We start from the raw sequence: 16614 nt of genomic DNA, 5'->3' as shown, positions 1-16614 counted from the left end.
AACACTTCAAATAATTTGAAGAGATGTAACGGATTTTAAAAAATAAATACAGATCGTTTTTCCCGGTATAGAGCCATTTTTCTGCGCTCAATTACAATTATGACAAGAGTTTGTTGTCAAAGGAAATGGCTGGCTGCATTATGACAAAAAAGCTGTGATAAGATTTTTCATGTAGAAAAAAACTTCTCTGGGAGGCTATTAACTATGAAAAAAGCATTTCTCTTATCTGCCGCCGCGGCAGTCAGTTTGATTACATTCGGAGGCATTCAGCAGGCATCTGCCAAAGAGCTGTCATGCCAGCACGTCGTTACCGTGAAAAAAGGAAACACTGTACAGCATCTGACTCTTCAAGAGGCTGTTGAAAAACTACATATGAAAACGAGCGTGAAAAAGCTGAACGTTAAAAATGAGAAAGAACTGACTCAGCTGCTGCAAAAACACGCAAAGCATTCTGATATGACAGTTAAAGACGTTCAAAAAGAAACACCGGCAAAAACGGCCCCGACAGCTGCCGAAAAACCGAAAGCCGATCAAAACCAGACGGCTGACAATGCAAAGCAGACAGATAACACAAACAACAGCAGCGAGAAAACTCCTTCATCAGTCAGTGCGTATGAAAAGAAAGTCGTTGAATTGACAAATGCAGAGAGACAAAAGCAAGGCTTAAAACCTCTGCAGATTGATGAAAAATTAAGCAAATCAGCTCACGCAAAATCACAAGATATGAAAGACAAAAACTATTTCGATCACCAAAGTCCTACTTACGGCTCACCTTTCGATATGATGAAGTCTTTCGGAATCACTTATAAAACCGCCGGTGAAAATATCGCCAAAGGACAGCCGACTCCTGAAGCTGTCGTTAAAGCTTGGATGAACAGTGAAGGACACAGAAAGAACATCATGAATCCTGAGTTCACTCAAATCGGTGTCGGTTACGTAGAATCAGGAAACATCTGGACACAGCAATTCATCGGAAAATAAACAAAAAAAGATTGCCCCGGCGGGCAATCTTTTGTCTGTCGAAAAAGTGGCTGAGACGGCGCAAAAAGTGCTCAAAACCCGTGAACCCGGTGACGGCAAAATCTTAATTTTCGAAGTTCCCAATACAATCAACATCCGTACGGGCGAAGAAGGGCCTGACACTTTATAAATTTATAAATTTTGAAGCTCCCGGCACATAAGTGCTGGGAGCTTTTTTGTAAAATCTTAAACGTGATGATTAAATTGGTTTTGTTAGCCTTTGCTTCTTTAGTAATACTTTATTTAATAAAAAGTAGAATTTACCTATTTTCTGTTGAATATTTTTTCAAAATTTAGTAATATATTGAATGGGTTTCTAAATAAATGGAGAAAGGAAGTTTAAATTGAAAAAAATTGTAATGACACTATTCACAGTTGCTCTATTGACATTCGGGATTTTCTCAAACAGTTCAGAAGCGTTAGCCATGACTTCAAAAGGAGCAATTAAATTCCAAACAGATGCTAATACTTACTCAAAACACGCTACTTCTATTGTCGTAACAGGTACTGTGCCTTCAAAATATGAGGTAAACTGGGGTGTTACAGTTTTTCTTGAAAATAAAAAAGGAGATATAGTCAAATATATAGTTGTTAATAGACATAATGTTCGCAATTTTAAAGTAAGCTTTTTGACGAAAAATATTCCAGCAGGCAAGTATGATGTGCAAGTAGCATTGACCTGGGGAACTCAAACCCATATAGGAGAACTGAAACACTATATTACTGTACAACATTAAAATTTATATTGCTAACAAATGGATTTAACGTTGATTTTATCTGGAATTCTCAAAAAACAACATGTAATGATAAAATCTCTGGATCGAGGATGTTTTCGTAAATCTCTTGGATTTTTTACGATACATCCTCTTTTATTTTTCAGTTTTTCTAGAAAGCTAATCTGTAGAGTTTCGGATGCCGAATTATTAGGTTTTAATTGCGGGAATCAACTCGATTTATTGCTATGTACATTTGGGTTACTCGAATTCATAGTTGAATCAAACATGATACATCCTACTTTTGGAAAGTTGTATTAATCCTAATCATTATTCGGAAATCCCCCTTTTGATTTATAATAGACAGTCTGCATCAAACAAACGAGGGGGATTCCAAACAGTAGAATATTATAAACGGATACACATTAATACATTATCCTGCCAAGTTCCTGTCTTCATTAAGGCCCTAAGAATACAAGATTTGCAGATCATTGTTTATAAAACACTACCAACAATACCGTAAGTATTCGCTTCCTCAGCATCCATAAAATAGTCGCGTTCGGGCAATCTTTTTTATTTCACCCAAAGCTTATAAATACTTTGAGTTCCGCTGTTTTCTTCACCTTGCGCGGAAAGCTTGTCGTATAATGATTTGGCGAGCGCCAATCCGGGCATCTCTTCTCCCATGAGCTCCGCTTCTTCAAGGGCGATGCCCATGTCTTTAATAAAGTGTTTCACGTAGAATCCTGGTGCAAAATCGCCTTTCAGCATACGGGGAGCGAGATTTGACAATGACCAGCTGCCAGCCGCTCCGGTTGTAATGCTTTTCAGCACTTGTTCCGGGTTCAGACCGGATTTTTCAGCGTAAGCCATCGCTTCAGCCACTCCGACCATTCCCGCTGCAATCGCGATCTGATTGCACATTTTCGTATGCTGGCCGCTGCCGGCCGGCCCTTGATACTGAATGTTTTCCCCCATAACGGAGAAAAGCGGCAGGCATGCTTCAAACGCTTCTTTTTCTCCTCCGGCCATAATGGCAAGCGTTCCGTTCCTGGCGCCGATGTCTCCGCCGGAAACGGGTGCATCCAAGGCGTGAATGGACTTTTCTTTGGCCTGCTCCGCAATCTTTTTCGCCAGAGACGGTTTTGATGTCGTCATATCAATGACAAACGTCCCTTCTTTTGCGTGCCGGAGAATGCCGTTTTCGCCGAGATAGATTTCCTCGACATCACTCGGATAGCCGACCATGGTAATAATGATGTCTGCTTTCTCTGAAAGGTCTTTGACCGTCTCCTGCCAGACCGCTCCCTTATTCAGAATCTCTTCCGCTTTTTGTTTCGTCCGCGTGTAGACTAAAACAGGATAGCCCGCTTCTAAAATGTGCGATGCCATACTGTTTCCCATGACGCCCAAACCGATAAATCCGACCGTTTTGTTCACTGCGCTTTCCTCCCCTGATGCGATTCATATATCACTCTTTCATGTCTATATTACCATATTATAGGCTGATAGAGTCCGCGTTATAAGGTGAATTTAGAAATGGCGCTGATCAGATCTTCGCTCGCGCTCTTTAACATGTCAGTCGATTGCTTTACTTTTTCAAGCGTAACGAGCTGTTCATCAGTAGAAGCATTCACTTCTTCCGCCGCTGCCGCAGATTCTTGAGAAATGGCGGAGATGCTTTGAATCGCTTCTTGAATCGCGGCTTGTTCTTCACTCATTTTTTGAATGTCATTGTAAATATGATCTATACCTTGAACGAGAGACTGCATTTCCGTCGTAATCAGATTGAGAACCTCACCCGTTTCATGAATGGCGCTGTTTTGTTCATCATTCATTCTGCTTGCCTCGATCATCGCGTGTGACGCTTCTTTTGTCTCTGATTGAATCAGCCGGACCGTCTCACTGATATGGCCGGAAGAAAGAGCTGATTGTTCAGCAAGCTTGCGGACTTCTTCCGCGACGACGGCAAAGCCCCGGCCGCTTTCTCCCGCTCTTGCGGCTTCAATGCTCGCATTCAGCGCCAAGAGGTTCGTCTGGTCTGAAATGGCGGATATTGCCGTCACGACTTCTTCTATGTTTTTCGTTTGTTCTTCCAGGTCATTCAGCATTGCCTCTACTTTTTTCGTTTCTGAATTGGCTTCGTTTGACTTCATCAGCAGCTGCCCGAGCGCGTCCAATCCTTTGTAGCTGGCATCCTCTGAAGATTTTGAGAGTTGTTTTATGCTGCCCGCGCGATCTGCGATTCCTTTTATTTTGACTGAGAGATTTTCTGATTTTTCATTGATCGTCTCAACCTCTGACGCTTGCTCTGTCGCTCCGGCGGCGACTTCCTCTATCGCTTTTGCGATTTGTCCGCTCGTTTCATTTGTTTCTTGTGAAATGACGGTTAGCTGGTCAGATGTATCAGACACATTTTCTGAGGAGGCCTTAACCTGTTCGACCATCTCTTTCATATTTTCAACCATTTGGTTAAAGTCTTTTGTTAACTCGCCTACTTCATCTTTTGATTTCGTCTGGGCGCGGACGGTTAAATCTCCCGCTGAGACCGAGTTTGTTTTGGCGATCAGCTGCTGAATCGGCCCGGTTATCGTTTTTGCTAGGAAATAGCTGAGTCCGATCGTAATCACAAGGGCGATCAGTGACATAAAAATGCTCACCGTGTTCATTTTATCGGCTACTCCCATCAGCTGATCTTTTTCAAACTGCGTTCCGACTTTCCACCCTGTTTCTTTTACCGTTTGGTAGACGACCATGTTCCCCTGCAGCTCTTTGACACCTTCTTTATCCGTGGTGATGTCTTTTAACGTCTGATCTTCCGAAATATTTTTTCCCTGTTTTTCCGGATGCGCCAGAAGAGAGCCGTTTTCATCCGCCAAAAACGCAAATCCTTTATACGGTACCTTTTGCTCGTTGACCATGCTCTGAATGGAGGACAGCTTCAGATCTAAGCTCGCCACTCCGACGACGGTTCCGCTGTTTTGAATGGCTTTTGACGCCGTCACGATCATGTCTCCCGTCACTGCATCTTTATAAGGGTCAGTCCAGACAACCTTATCGGGTTTTTCAGCCGCCATCTTATACCACGTTCTATTTGTCGGATCATAGTCTTTGGCAAAGTCGGCCTTTGGATATGTAAACATTTGTTTGTTTGCGGTTCCGACGTACGCAAGCGCGACATATTTGTCATTCTGTCCGATCTGTTTTAACTCATCGTTAAAAAGCCGCGCGGTTTCTTTCTTCCCATCTGATAGAAAAGACCGGGACAATTCACCGCCTGCTAATCTCATTAATACGGTCTCATCATTTTTCAGCTGAAGCTCAATGTTCTGACCGAGTGAATTGGTGACATTCTCTGTCGTACGTTTTGCTTCCTCCGTCATCATCGGCTTTAATGTCAAATATGAAGAAACCGTTAAAAAAACAACCGTTACGATAAGCATTGCCGATACAAACACAGCAATTTTGATGTGCATTTTTTTAAACATAACCATCCCCTCCTGAGAGTTATATCGGTCTTTCGGCCAAGAAAATGAATAAATCTTGAAATAAATATCAAAAATTTCCGCCATTTGGCGCAGCAAAAAAAGAGCCGTCGTACCGACAGCTCCGCCTTACGTAAAATATTCGATTTTCGCTTTCGGAAAATAGGTTTCGATATAAGATTCGAGTGTTTCCCTTAAGTCATGCTCTTCGTCTTTTTGGTATATATACTTGCCGATTCCGTAGCGTCCCCATTTGTATCTGCGCTTTTCTTCATCCAGCTCAAGCTTTGTTTTCGGATAGTTCTTCTCAATCACCCGTTTGGCCGGTTTTGTAAAACGGTGCTGAATCAGTTCAAATGTGATGTCATGCCGAACGTCTTCATCAAGCGCCGCATCAAGTTTCTCAAACAGTTCCTTATAGCCTTCCTCCCAGCCATCGTGAATATAAATCGGCGCCACGATGAAACCGAGCGGATAGCCCGCTTTAGCGACTTTGACGGCGGCTTCTATCCGTTTGTCGAGCGGAGAAGTTCCCGGTTCAAAGTTTTTAATGACATAATCCGCATTGATGCTGAATCTGAACCTAGTCTTTCCGTTATGTTTTGCATCAAGCAAATGATCGACGTGGTGAAATTTAGTCACGAATCTGAGCTGTCCCAATTCGCTTTGTCCGAAATGTTCAATGGCTCTTTTTAATGTATGTGTCAGATGATCGATTCCTACGATATCAGACGTACAAGAGGCTTCAAATCTTGTAAATTCCGGCGCCCGTTCTTTCATATACTCATCAGCCTGATCCAGAATCTCTTCCACATTGACATATGTCCGGATGTAAGGCTTTGATCCCATCGTCGTCTGCAGGTAGCAATAGTGGCAATGCCCCATACAGCCCGTCGCAAATGGAATGGCATATTCGGCGGACGGCTTTGAAGAATCGAATTTCAGTGTTTTCCGGACGCCGATTACCAATGTTGATTTCGCGTTCCGGTATTGCTGCAAGTGATTTTTTCCCGGAATATTCCGGACTTGATTATGCGATGTCGTTTCTCTGATCTCAAGCCCCATGTTTTCAAACTTATTTTTCAGCTCTTGTCCTAACGGGTATTCGAGCGCTCTCGGTTCTATATAAACAAGCTGGGGAACAAACGGCTTCAGCATAGACAGACACTCCCTTTACATATTCTCATGTTGTTACTTTCCGTCCAAAAGAGAGTGAATATGCGTTGTAAACATTTCCTTTGATCAATGATACCGGTCTTCTTCAAAAAGCTCGCTGTAAAGCGCTTCCGCTTCCTCATATGTCGAAAAGACCGCGTCATCTTCGGCCAGCGGATGATAGGTTTCGTATAAAAACAGAGAAAGTTCTCCCTCATGATACGGGTGATGGACGATTTCCGCCTCTTTAATATGGGCAACATTGGCGGCATGCGGATTGCGGTAAATCACATACACCGTATCCCCCGCTGCAAATGATTTTGTCATAATAATCCCTCCTGTTGAAAGTTATTGTTCCCCCCTTTTTTCCGAATATGAAAAAAACCAGACGGCTTACACCGTCTGGCTTTTGTATTACTTATTGAATGTTTCTTTAACGAATGCGACAACCTCTTCTGTCGTGCTCATAGACAAGATTGTTTCTTTGAATGATTCAGCTTCTTTTTTAGAAAGCTTGCTGATCTGCGTTCTTGCCGGAAGGATGGATGTAGCGCTCATTGAGAACTCATCTAAGCCTAAGCCGAGAAGAATCGGAATCGCAATTTCGTCTCCCGCCATTTCTCCGCACATGCCGACCCATTTGCCCTCTTTGTGAGCGGCTTCAATAACAAGGGTGATCAGACGAAGAATCGCCGGATTGTATGGCTGATACAGATAAGCTACGCGCTCGTTCATGCGGTCAGCAGCCATCGTGTATTGGATTAAGTCATTTGTTCCGATACTGAAGAAGTCAACTTCTGTGGCAAACTGATCTGCGATAACGGCTGTAGACGGAATCTCTACCATCATACCGACTTCAATATCGTCAGAAACCGCTACGCCGGCTTCGACGAGTTTTTCTTTTTCTTCGAGAAGAATCGCTTTCGCCTGTTTAAACTCGTTTACTGTCGCAATCATCGGGAACATGATTTTTAAGTTTCCGTATGTACTTGCACGAAGCAGCGCACGAAGCTGAGTTCTGAAGATTTCTTGCTCTTCAAGGCAAAGGCGGATGGCTCTGTAGCCTAAGAACGGGTTCATTTCTTTAGGGAGCTGCAGGTAAGGAAGCTCTTTGTCGCCGCCGATATCCAATGTCCGCACGACAACTGATTTTCCTTCCATACGCTCAAGAACCGTTTTATAAGCGTCAAACTGCTCGTCTTCCGTCGGAAGCTGGTCGCGTCCCATGTAAAGGAATTCCGTACGGTAAAGCCCTACAGCTTCTCCTCCGTTTTCAAGAACGCCTTTTACATCATCCGGGGTGCCGATGTTTGCGGCAAGCTCTACATGATGGCCGTCTTTAGAAACAGTCGGTTCATTGACGAGCTTCGCCCACTCAGCTTTTTGCGCCAGGTAAGCACTGTGCTTTTCTTCATATTTCTTTAACGTTTCACTGGAAGGATCGATGATCACATCACCATCGATGCCGTCTACGATTACCGTAACACCGTTTTCAATTGTCCCTGTAGCCGCTTTTGTGCCGACAACAGCCGGAATTTCAAGCGAACGGGCCATGATCGCGGAGTGTGAAGTGCGTCCGCCGATATCAGTTGTAAAACCTTTTACAAACTGGCGGTTTAATTGCGCCGTATCAGACGGTGTTAAATCTTCAGCCACGATAACAACCTCTTCTGAGATCATGCTCGGGTTCGGAATTTCCACGCCCAGCAGGTGCCCCGTCACACGTTTTGTTACGTCACGGATATCCGCCGCACGCTCTTTCATGTACTCGTTATCCATTGATTCAAACATAGTAACGAACATGGAAGCTGTTTCTTTCAGAGCGAATTCAGCATTGACTGAATCTGTGCTGATTTTCTCCTTTACCGGGTTCAACAGCTCAGGATCACTCAGGACTAAAAGGTGCGCGGAGAAAATGTCAGCTTTGTCTTGTCCCAGTTCTTTTAAAGCATGCTCTTTAATTTTTTCAAGCTCTTCTTTAGAACGTACAATCGCTTCATCAAAACGGCTTACTTCAGCCGCAGCATCAGCAATGTTTTTCTTTTCAACCGTTAAGTCCGGCTCTTCAAGCCGGTATGCTTTCGCAATCGCAATTCCGGCTGAAGCGCCTATTCCTTTTAATTCTTGCATTACTCGCCGAGTCCTTCGCTTTTCATTGTTTCTTCTAAAGCGTTAAGAGCATCGTTTTCGTCAGCGCCTGAAGCGGAAATTGTGATTTCAGCGCCTTTAGCGATACCTAGAGACATAACGCCCATGATTGACTTAAGGTTTACTGTTTTGCCGTTATATTCTAAGTTTACGTCAGCATCGTATTTGCTTGCAGTCTGTACAAGAACTGTCGCAGGACGAGCGTGGATTCCGGAATCTGCTGTTACTTTAAATGTTTTTTGTGCCATGATTATCATTCTCCTTTAAATTAAAGCTATTTTACTACACAATATTATATCATACAGCCGTACTTGTCATCTGACAAGCACGGCGTATTTATATGCTTATTTTCCGATTTTCACAATATCTTTTTGTTCCCGTTTTACGGTACCTTCGGCCGAAAGGGAAATCGCTTCACCCTCGGCAAGATTTGTAAAGACAATCGGTGTCATTAATGAAGGAACATGAGGTTTAACCGCTTCAAGATCAACTTCAAGCAGTTTTTGCCCCGGTTCAACCCGGTCACCCTCAGAAACAAAAGAAGTGAATCCTTCACCTTTCAGGCTGACTGTGTCGATTCCGAAATGAATCAGGATCTCTCTTCCGCCGTCAGACTGAAGGCCGATCGCATGTTTTGTCGGGAAAACATTCAGCACTTTTCCGCGGACAGGCGATACGACGATTCCTTCTTCAGGAAGAATCGCAAAACCGTCACCCATCATTTTTCCTGAGAACACCTGGTCAGGCACATCAGTAATCGGATGGATTTCGCCGGTGATCGGAGAAGCGAACACTTCTTCACCCTGCTCGTTTCGGAGCGGATCTGCGATAACCTCTTCAACCTGCTGGCTGACTTCTTCTTGCGCGGATACTTTCGGTTCAGGGCGCGGCGTGCGTCCGGCAATAATATCCTGCATCTGTGTTTTTAAACCGTCAGAACGCGGGCCGAAAATGGCCTGAATGTTGTTTCCGACTTCAAGAACGCCTGAGGCGCCAAGCTGTTTCAGACGGGCCTTATCCACTTTCTTCTGGTCGTTGACCGTAACGCGGAGTCTCGTGATACAAGCGTCAAGGTGCTTAATGTTTTCCTGATCACCCATTGCCTGCAGGATTTCATAAGGAAGGTCGCCGGCTTCGCCTGAGGCGCCCGCACCTTCATCCGCAGCCTCTTCTTCACGGCCCGGCGTTTTCAGATTGAACTTTCTGATCGCAAACCGGAAACCGAAGTAGTAAATGACGGCTAATCCTAAGCCGACCGGAATGACAAGCCACCAAGCCGTCCGGTTAGGCAGAATTCCGAACAGGAAGTAGTCAATCAGACCGCCTGAGAAGGTCATACCGATTTTTACATGCAGCAGCTGCATGACCATAAAGGAAAGCCCCGCGAATACGCAGTGAATCGCAAACAGGATAGGAGCCACAAACAAGAATGAGAATTCAAGCGGCTCGGTAATTCCCGTTAAGAAACTTGTCAGAGCGGCAGAACCCATGATTCCGGCTACAAGTTTTTTCTTTTCAGGCTTCGCTTCATGATAGATTGCAAGCGCTGCCGCCGGAAGACCGAACATCATAAACGGATATTTCCCCGTCATAAATGTTCCCGCCGTCAGCTGCACGCCGTCTTTGATCTGCTCCATGAAAATCCGCTGATCTCCGCGGATGATGTCTCCGGCGGCATTTTTATAGCTGAAAAATTCATACCAGAACGGCGAGTAGAAAATGTGATGAAGTCCGAACGGAATCAATGACCGCTCAATCATCCCGAAAATAAAGGCCGCCAAGGTTGGATTCGCTTCCACAAGACCCGTGGAGAAGGAATTCAGACCGTGCTGGATCGGAGGCCAGATCACTAACATAATAAGACCGAGAATTAATGCGGAAATTGATGTGATAATCGGGACGAACCGCTTACCCGCAAAGAATCCGAGGTACTGCGGAAGTTCAATTTTATAAAACTTGTTGAACAATAACGCGGCCAAAACCCCGACGATAATACCGCCGAACACGCCCGTCGCCAAAGTAGGTATCCCCAGCATGTTAATATAGGCCGGATGGTTTTCCGCAAAAAACTTTGCCCGTTCAATTTTGTCAGACGGAATACTGCCGTTTGCCATAAGCACGGCGCTCATGGATACGTTCATGACCAAGTATCCGATAATAGCCGCGATTCCGGCAACACCGTCTCCGTTGGCAAGACCGATCGCAACCCCTACTGCAAAAAGAAGCGGCAGGTTGTCAAATACGATTTGGCCGGCGCTTTCCATGACGTTCGCCACAAGCTGAACGTTATCATTGCTTAAGAAATGCATGACTTGAATCATATCTTTGTTCTGCATGGCATTCCCTAACGCAAGCAAGATCCCTGCAGCCGGTAAAATCGCAACCGGAAGCATAAGAGCACGGCCGATTTTCTGGAGAACGCCGAATAATGCTTTAAACATAAAAGATGTACCTCCTCTGTTAGCTAGTGTGACCTTACAGCGAAAATTCATGACAACGAATTCACTGGCGCAAGTCTTCAGTTTAACCGTTTACATTTGCCCTTTTACACAACAAAAAAGGCATGAGTAAAAAGGGTGTGCAAAATAACGGGATCGTTCTTCCCGTTTTTTTACCCTCAATCACTCATGCCTGATCGAATCAGTGACACGTTTTTAAGGTTTCAACTGAAATTATGAAATTTTATTGGTTAATCGGTACAAATGAAGCGTGAGATAAACCGCTTCCGCCTCATGAACTGGTTTTTTCAGTATTTGCTGCAAGATTTTTATCAGTTTCCAAGCAGTATTGTAGCATAGCGGGTATTCATTTTTCAATAATAACATTAACTTTTCTGGTTCTTTTGTCTGCTCTTCCCGATTAATCCTGTCTATGGTAAATCTGATATGCCGGATCAGCCGCAAATAGTGGACGCTTTCTTTATTCACTTTCATCTGGAAAGATTCCTCAATCACCTGAACGAGGCGGGACATCAGCTGTGAATGCTGATTGACCTCTGAAAGGGGCCGATTCGTCAGGGCGGAATGGATATGCAGAGCGATAAAGCCGATCTCTCCTTCCGGAAGGCAGATTCCCGTCTTTTCATTAATCATGCCGACGACTTCACGGGCAATTTGGAATTCTTCCGGATAAAGCGTTTCGGTTTCCATAAGAAACGGGTTTTTAATGTCAAAGCCCTGCTGCAGCCGCTTTACCGCAAAGGCGATATGGTCAGTCAGCGCAATATGGATATGCTCATTTAACGGTTGGCTTGTCCGCTTCTTGATATGATAAATGACGTCATTGGAGATGTCGACAAGTGTCTCGTCCACATAACCGAGGAGCTTTTTAAATTGTTTTTGTTCTTTTTCATCCTTTAAGATGAACATCTTGTCATACCCTTTATCTTCAATGACATCCGCTTGTTTTTTTCCAAAGCCGATCCCTTTTCCGATTAAGACGACCTCACTGTATCTATCATGTGTTGCGATGAGCACATTGTTATTTAATACCTTTTCAACTGTAAAGGACCCCTTCATGATCCTCAGCTCCTTTGTCATTCAATACCTCATATCGTACAAAACGAACGGAAAGCGCGTCAATTCTTTTTTTAGACGGTTGATCGTTCAATAAGGCGGTAATCAAGAACTTTCCTTGCCGGAGGCCCGCCGCTGATCCTGTTCTCAAGCATGTGAAAAGCCTGCTTTCCCATTTCTTTTGTTTGTATATCTATTGTGGAAATACCTAACATCTTGCTGATATCATGATTGTCGATGCTCAAAATCGCAAGCTCTTCCGGGATGCGTGTCCCGTTTGCCTTGGCTTCAAGGTAAAGACCTGCGGATACTTGATCATTCGCTGCAAACAGCGCAGTCGGTTTGTCATCCCAGCTCTTCCATCTATGAAAAAGGGCTTTCCCGTCAAGCAGCGTCAGCGCCTTTTCCACAACCAGCTCTTCCCTGTAAGGCTGCCCGATCTTCTTCAGCGCCTCTTTGTATGCGGCAATGCGTACTTGACTGTTTTTTCCCTTTTTTCTGGCCAGGCTGATCGCTATTTTCCGGTGTCCCTTTTCTATCAGATAATCCAGACCGTGCCGAAATGCTTCCCGATGCGGATTACTGATGGAGGAAAGCCCCGCCGCATCAGTGTACTGGCAGAGGATGAGCGGTTCTTTCACGGTAAGCAGATGCTCATCAGGAATTGCTTTGGAGCAGATAATCAGGCCGTCCACTTGGCGCTCCTGTAATTGTGATAAGGCAAAACGTTCTTTTTGCTGCTGATAATCTGTCTGGTATAAAGAAAGATGCACGCCTGACGCTTCGGCAGCCTCGGCAATACCTGCAACAAGATCTGCAAAATACGGAAGATTCACCGACGGAAGCACAACGCCGATCATATCGGAAAAACCTTTGGATAAATGCACAGCATGAATGTTGCGCGTATATCCGAGCGATTGCATCGCTTTTTTCACTCTTTCTCTTTTGTCCTTACTTACATAAGGATGATCGTTTAATACTCTTGATACCGTGGTAACGGAAACCCCGGCAGCGCCGGCAATGTCTCTGATCGTAGCCATGGCGTCCCCCCTTTCTTTTTTTCCCTTGATCTGGAATGCGTTTCATACAGTAAGCTAGAAACAGATACAGCCTATTCGTTTGAAAGGAGAAGAACAGCGATGGGGATTCTTTGCTTAATCGGTTTGTGTCTGGCCATAGTCGGCGGCAGTTACCTTGCCATGCGGCCCCTGAATGAAAAGCATGACATCAAACCATTTCAGCATTTTGATGATTTTTTCATTTAAAAGGTGATAAAAAAGGACGCTGCGTTCCAGAACCGTCCTTTTTTATCCCAAAGCTTTCTATTTCAGAATCGTTAATTCTTTCGGATACTGCGTTAATGCTTCGGCGCCGTCTTTTGTGACGAACACATCGTCTTCAATGCGCACGCCGCCGACATCCGGCACGTAAATCCCCGGTTCTATCGTGTATACCATGCCTTCTTTGAGGAGTGTGTCGTTCGCGCTGCTCATTGATGGATATTCGTGAACCGAAATCCCGAGTCCGTGGCCGAGGCGGTGCGGGAAATAGTCTCCGTATCCGGCTTTTTCAATAATGCCGCGGGCTTTTAAATCGAGATCGCCGATTCTGACGCCTGGTTTGCTTAATTGAAGCGCCGCCTGTTCAGCTTTAAGCACCGTTTCGTAAATCTCTTCCTGTTTCGGGCTGATTGATTGGTATGCGAATGTTCTCGTAATGTCTGAACAGTAGCCGTCAAGAATAACGCCCAGATCAAACAGAACGAAATCGCCTTTTTTCAACCGGTCTGCACCCGGATTCCCATGGGGCTGGCCTGATTTTTCCCCGAACAGCACCATCGTTGAAAATGACATGCCCTGCACGCCTTTTTTCTTCAGCTCAAACTCAATCTGCGCGAGTACTTCGGTTTCACTCACACCCTCTTTGAGCGCCGCAACACCGACTTCAACTCCGTAATCTGCGAGCTTTGCCGCTTCCCTGAGAATGCTGATTTCCTTCTCATCTTTCACGAGACGGAATTGGTTGAGCGTTTCTTCTGCCGAAACAAATGCCGCGCCCCCTGAAGCTTGTTTGAGCTGTTCTGAGCGGGAAAGAGAGATCGAATCCTTTTCAACCGCGATGGAATCAAGCCGCACATTTCGTTTTGTGAGCTCGGCTTTGATCAACTCCCACGGATCTTCGTGATCGCCGTAGCCGATAATACCATGCTCCCACCCGGCGCTGCGGGCTTGTCCGACTTCCATTCCCGGACAAACGAAAAACGGCTCCTGTTCCTGAAACAGGAACAATCCCATTAACCGCTCATGCGGATCCGTGTAAAAATCAGTTAAATAAAATACGTTTTCCTTTGTATGTATAAACGCCGCATCATGTCCTTCTTTTTTCAGCCAAGATGAAACACGTTCTAATCTGTTCATTTTTTGCTTTTCCTCCTTACCAAAGTGACTCTTTATTCATTCTATCAGTTTTCCAGCGTTTATGCTGTGAACGAACATTAAAAAAACAGCCGCCCGATGTGCGGCTGTCATGTTTATTTTAATAATCTCAGTCCGTTCAGAATGACCAGAATCGTGCTCCCCTCATGCCCGATCACGCCAAACGGCAGTTCCATCACCTGCAGAAAGTTAGCGCAGATCAAAAGGCAGATGACCGAGAGCGAGAAAACAATATTCTGCTTAATAATCCGGTTCATTTTCCTTGAGAGTCTGCACATTTTCACAAGCTTGTGAAGATCATTTTTCATAAGGACTAAGTCAGCCGTTTCAAGGGCCACGTCCGTTCCCCCGCCCATCGCAATACCGACGTCAGCGGTTTTCAGAGCGGGCGCGTCATTAATGCCGTCCCCCACCATGGCGATTGTGCCGTACGTTTCTTTCAGCTTCTTCACTTCTTTTGCCTTTTGGTCCGGCAGACAATCGGCAACAACCGTCGTCATGCCCGCCTCTTTTGCAATGGCAGCCGCAGTTTCAGACTGATCGCCGGTGAGCATGGCTGTTTTAATGCCCAGTGATTCAAGCTCAGCCATCACGGCTTTGGCTTCAGGTCGGATTTGATCCTTTAAGGCAAAGCAGCCCGCAATCCGGTCATCTTTTTTAACAAAGACCAGTGTAAAACCTTTATCCTTTAATTCTTTTCCCGATGTTTGCAAAAAAGCATCTGCCGCATCTTCACCTGCAAACCCCGCTTTTCCGACCATCCATTTGACGCCTTCTATTTCAGCCTGAACACCGAATCCGGACGTCTCGTCAATCGATAGATGTCCTGCGGGCGCGGCGCCCCGGCTTTCGGCAAATTCAGCTATCGCTTTTGCAAGCGGGTGGCTTGATTGCTTTTCCATCGCATACACCGCCTGCATGATCTCATCTTCACTCACATGTTCCGCAGCTTGAAATGCCGCGACTGCCGGCTGTCCCTTTGTGACCGTGCCGGTTTTGTCAAATGCGATCATCCGTACGCTTCCCAGCTGCTCTAAAAACACACTTCCTTTAACCAATAATCCGTTGCGGGCACCATTTGAGATAAGGGAAAGCGCAGCGGGCATAATAGAAGCGACAAGTGCGCACGGGGAGGCGACCACCATAAACACCATCGCCCGGTAAAAGGTTTCACTCCAGCTCCAGCCTAAAGCGAAATGAGGAATGAATAAAAGCAAAGCCACGGCTAACAGCACGCCTTTGACATAGACACTTTCGAACCGCTCAATAAATGCCTGAGCCGGTGACACGCTGTTTTGGGCTGATTCCACCAGCCGGATGATTTTTCTGAATAAAGACTGTTCATTTGTTTTCGTCACACGAACCGTTAAGGAGCCGTTTCCGTTTACCGTTCCTGTAAACACAGAATCTCCGGCTGTTTTTTCCGCCGGCATCGCTTCACCCGTAAGCGCCGATTCATCGAGGCTCGTCACGCCAGACTCAATGATCCCGTCTGCTGCTACGCGTTCGCCCGGCTTAATGACGATCATGTCACCGATCTTAAGTTCAGCAGCCGGCACCCGCTTTTCTCGTCCGTCCGCAAGCAGTGTCGCTTCCTCCGGTTCCAGTTTCATTAAAGATGTTAAATCACGGCTGCTTTTATTCATCGTATATGTTTCGAGCGCGCCGCTTAACGAAAAAATAAAGATAAGAACAGCGCCTTCAGCCCAATAACCGATCAGGGCGGAGCCGACAGCCGCAAAAATCATCAGCAGTTCCACATTTAACGCCTTCGTCTCAATGGTATCCTCAATTCCCTCTTTCGCTTTTGCAAATCCCCCGATCAGGAAGGCAAGGATATACAAAGTGACGGACAGGCCTTTTGTTTCGGTAAAAAACCAGGCCGCAAGAATAAGGACGCCGGATACGAGCGCCGCAATGAGTTCTGCATGCTGGAGCCACTTTTTTCCGGCCCGCTCTTCTTGTATGTGCTGTTGTGAATGGGTTTGTGTCATCACTTGTTCATTCATTATGAATTCTCCTCTCTAATTGAGAACGCAAATCATCTTCAATTCCCCGATAAAAGCAAAACAGCCGCCTGACAGGCAGCATTTTCACAGGGTTATCGCAGTGTTTTCTTTATTATAGCATGCCGGCGGAAGAT

15 protein-coding genes and 1 pseudogene are annotated in these 16614 nt (G+C 45.4%); 4 read left to right on the top strand and 12 right to left on the bottom strand.

The genetic code is table 11. The annotated features are described in order from the left end of the window. The first annotated feature begins 204 nt into the window (after window positions 1-204). The 3 genes and pseudogenes from G9F50_RS03525 (at window position 205) to G9F50_RS03515 (ending at window position 1757) form a co-directional block, all read left to right on the top strand. The gene (locus G9F50_RS03525) at window positions 205-981 is read left to right on the top strand and encodes a CAP domain-containing protein (RefSeq protein WP_017417671.1); all 777 of its coding nucleotides are present in this window, start codon (window positions 205-207) and stop codon (window positions 979-981) included. A 43-nt stretch (window positions 982-1024) separates the two neighbouring features. Beyond that, a pseudogene (locus tag G9F50_RS03520) lies at window positions 1025-1150 on the top strand (P-II family nitrogen regulator); the annotation flags it as partial. 214 nt (window positions 1151-1364) lie between these two features. Then, entirely contained in the window at window positions 1365-1757 is a 393-nt protein-coding gene (locus G9F50_RS03515) for a hypothetical protein (RefSeq protein WP_079891065.1), read from the top strand. Between the two features lie 471 nt (window positions 1758-2228). Here G9F50_RS03515 and G9F50_RS20750 read toward each other — a convergent pair whose 3' ends face one another. The 10 genes from G9F50_RS20750 to G9F50_RS03465 all read right to left on the bottom strand — a co-directional run bounded on the left by G9F50_RS20750 (window position 2229) and on the right by G9F50_RS03465 (window position 13076). Further along, complete coding sequence (locus tag G9F50_RS20750; RefSeq protein ID WP_349816684.1) at window positions 2229-2300, bottom strand: ATP-dependent Clp protease proteolytic subunit; 72 nt, start codon at window positions 2298-2300, stop codon at window positions 2229-2231. Window positions 2301-2306: 6 nt separating this feature from the next. Further along, window positions 2307-3173 (bottom strand): NAD(P)-dependent oxidoreductase, encoded by an 867-nt coding sequence (locus tag G9F50_RS03505; protein WP_043021224.1) that lies wholly within the window; start codon window positions 3171-3173, stop codon window positions 2307-2309. Window positions 3174-3253: 80 nt separating this feature from the next. Then, window positions 3254-5221, bottom strand: coding sequence for a methyl-accepting chemotaxis protein (locus G9F50_RS03500; RefSeq protein WP_015239751.1), 1968 nt, complete (start codon window positions 5219-5221; stop codon window positions 3254-3256). A gap of 126 nt (window positions 5222-5347) precedes the next feature. Then, the gene (splB, locus tag G9F50_RS03495) at window positions 5348-6376 is read right to left on the bottom strand and encodes a spore photoproduct lyase (RefSeq protein ID WP_007611071.1); all 1029 of its coding nucleotides are present in this window, start codon (window positions 6374-6376) and stop codon (window positions 5348-5350) included. Window positions 6377-6460: 84 nt separating this feature from the next. Continuing rightward, window positions 6461-6700 (bottom strand): splAB operon transcriptional regulator SplA, encoded by a 240-nt coding sequence (gene splA / locus G9F50_RS03490; RefSeq protein WP_003154646.1) that lies wholly within the window; start codon window positions 6698-6700, stop codon window positions 6461-6463. Window positions 6701-6787: 87 nt separating this feature from the next. Further along, the gene (ptsP, locus tag G9F50_RS03485) at window positions 6788-8503 is read right to left on the bottom strand and encodes a phosphoenolpyruvate--protein phosphotransferase (RefSeq protein ID WP_007409600.1); all 1716 of its coding nucleotides are present in this window, start codon (window positions 8501-8503) and stop codon (window positions 6788-6790) included. After that, the gene (locus G9F50_RS03480) at window positions 8503-8769 is read right to left on the bottom strand and encodes a phosphocarrier protein HPr (RefSeq protein WP_003154654.1); all 267 of its coding nucleotides are present in this window, start codon (window positions 8767-8769) and stop codon (window positions 8503-8505) included. Before G9F50_RS03480 ends, ptsP begins: the two co-directional genes overlap by 1 nt. A 96-nt stretch (window positions 8770-8865) precedes the next feature. Then, window positions 8866-10962 (bottom strand): glucose-specific PTS transporter subunit IIBC, encoded by a 2097-nt coding sequence (gene ptsG / locus G9F50_RS03475; RefSeq protein ID WP_021493766.1) that lies wholly within the window; start codon window positions 10960-10962, stop codon window positions 8866-8868. 231 nt (window positions 10963-11193) lie between these two features. Further along, window positions 11194-12060 carry a glucose PTS transporter transcription antiterminator GlcT gene (gene glcT, locus G9F50_RS03470; RefSeq protein ID WP_012117426.1) on the bottom strand — a complete coding sequence of 289 codons (867 nt, stop codon included), beginning with the start codon at window positions 12058-12060 and terminating at the stop codon, window positions 11194-11196. Window positions 12061-12110: 50 nt separating this feature from the next. Further along, a complete protein-coding gene (locus G9F50_RS03465; protein WP_015417354.1) occupies window positions 12111-13076 on the bottom strand; it encodes a LacI family DNA-binding transcriptional regulator in 966 nt (321 codons plus the stop codon). Between the two features lie 99 nt (window positions 13077-13175). On the opposite strand from G9F50_RS03465, the gene G9F50_RS20525 reads away from it, so the two are divergent. Next, complete coding sequence (locus G9F50_RS20525) at window positions 13176-13301, top strand: hypothetical protein (protein ID WP_014721086.1); 126 nt, start codon at window positions 13176-13178, stop codon at window positions 13299-13301. Between the two features lie 57 nt (window positions 13302-13358). Here G9F50_RS20525 and G9F50_RS03460 read toward each other — a convergent pair whose 3' ends face one another. Then, on the bottom strand, window positions 13359-14453 hold the full coding sequence (locus tag G9F50_RS03460) for a M24 family metallopeptidase (RefSeq protein ID WP_060561760.1): 1095 nt from the start codon (window positions 14451-14453) through the stop codon (window positions 13359-13361). Between the two features lie 113 nt (window positions 14454-14566). Then, window positions 14567-16480, bottom strand: a complete 1914-nt coding sequence (locus G9F50_RS03455; protein WP_007409595.1) for a heavy metal translocating P-type ATPase — start codon at window positions 16478-16480, stop codon at window positions 14567-14569. Window positions 16481-16614 lie beyond the last annotated feature (134 nt).

The sequence above is a fragment of the Bacillus sp. EKM206B genome (genome assembly GCF_011066015.1).
Taxonomy (GTDB): domain Bacteria; phylum Bacillota; class Bacilli; order Bacillales; family Bacillaceae; genus Bacillus; species Bacillus velezensis.
The sequence above is the reverse complement of the archived record's forward strand: the minus strand, read 5'-3'. Positions and strand labels throughout refer to the sequence as shown.

What these genes read in the sequence shown, in the direction of transcription:
- ptsG (WP_021493766.1), bottom strand. Translation starts at nt 10,962, where the DNA reads ATGTTTAAAGCATTATTCGGCGTTCTCCAGAAAATCGGCCGTGCTCTT.
- G9F50_RS20525 (WP_014721086.1), top strand. Translation starts at nt 13,176, where the DNA reads ATGGGGATTCTTTGCTTAATCGGTTTGTGTCTGGCCATAGTCGGCGGC.
- splB (WP_007611071.1), bottom strand. Translation starts at nt 6,376, where the DNA reads ATGCTGAAGCCGTTTGTTCCCCAGCTTGTTTATATAGAACCGAGAGCG.
- G9F50_RS03460 (WP_060561760.1), bottom strand. Translation starts at nt 14,453, where the DNA reads ATGAACAGATTAGAACGTGTTTCATCTTGGCTGAAAAAAGAAGGACAT.
- G9F50_RS03500 (WP_015239751.1), bottom strand. Translation starts at nt 5,221, where the DNA reads ATGTTTAAAAAAATGCACATCAAAATTGCTGTGTTTGTATCGGCAATG.
- G9F50_RS03525 (WP_017417671.1), top strand. Translation starts at nt 205, where the DNA reads ATGAAAAAAGCATTTCTCTTATCTGCCGCCGCGGCAGTCAGTTTGATT.
- ptsP (WP_007409600.1), bottom strand. Translation starts at nt 8,503, where the DNA reads ATGCAAGAATTAAAAGGAATAGGCGCTTCAGCCGGAATTGCGATTGCG.
- G9F50_RS03465 (WP_015417354.1), bottom strand. Translation starts at nt 13,076, where the DNA reads ATGGCTACGATCAGAGACATTGCCGGCGCTGCCGGGGTTTCCGTTACC.
- splA (WP_003154646.1), bottom strand. Translation starts at nt 6,700, where the DNA reads ATGACAAAATCATTTGCAGCGGGGGATACGGTGTATGTGATTTACCGC.
- G9F50_RS03480 (WP_003154654.1), bottom strand. Translation starts at nt 8,769, where the DNA reads ATGGCACAAAAAACATTTAAAGTAACAGCAGATTCCGGAATCCACGCT.
- glcT (WP_012117426.1), bottom strand. Translation starts at nt 12,060, where the DNA reads ATGACAAAGGAGCTGAGGATCATGAAGGGGTCCTTTACAGTTGAAAAG.
- G9F50_RS03455 (WP_007409595.1), bottom strand. Translation starts at nt 16,480, where the DNA reads ATGAATGAACAAGTGATGACACAAACCCATTCACAACAGCACATACAA.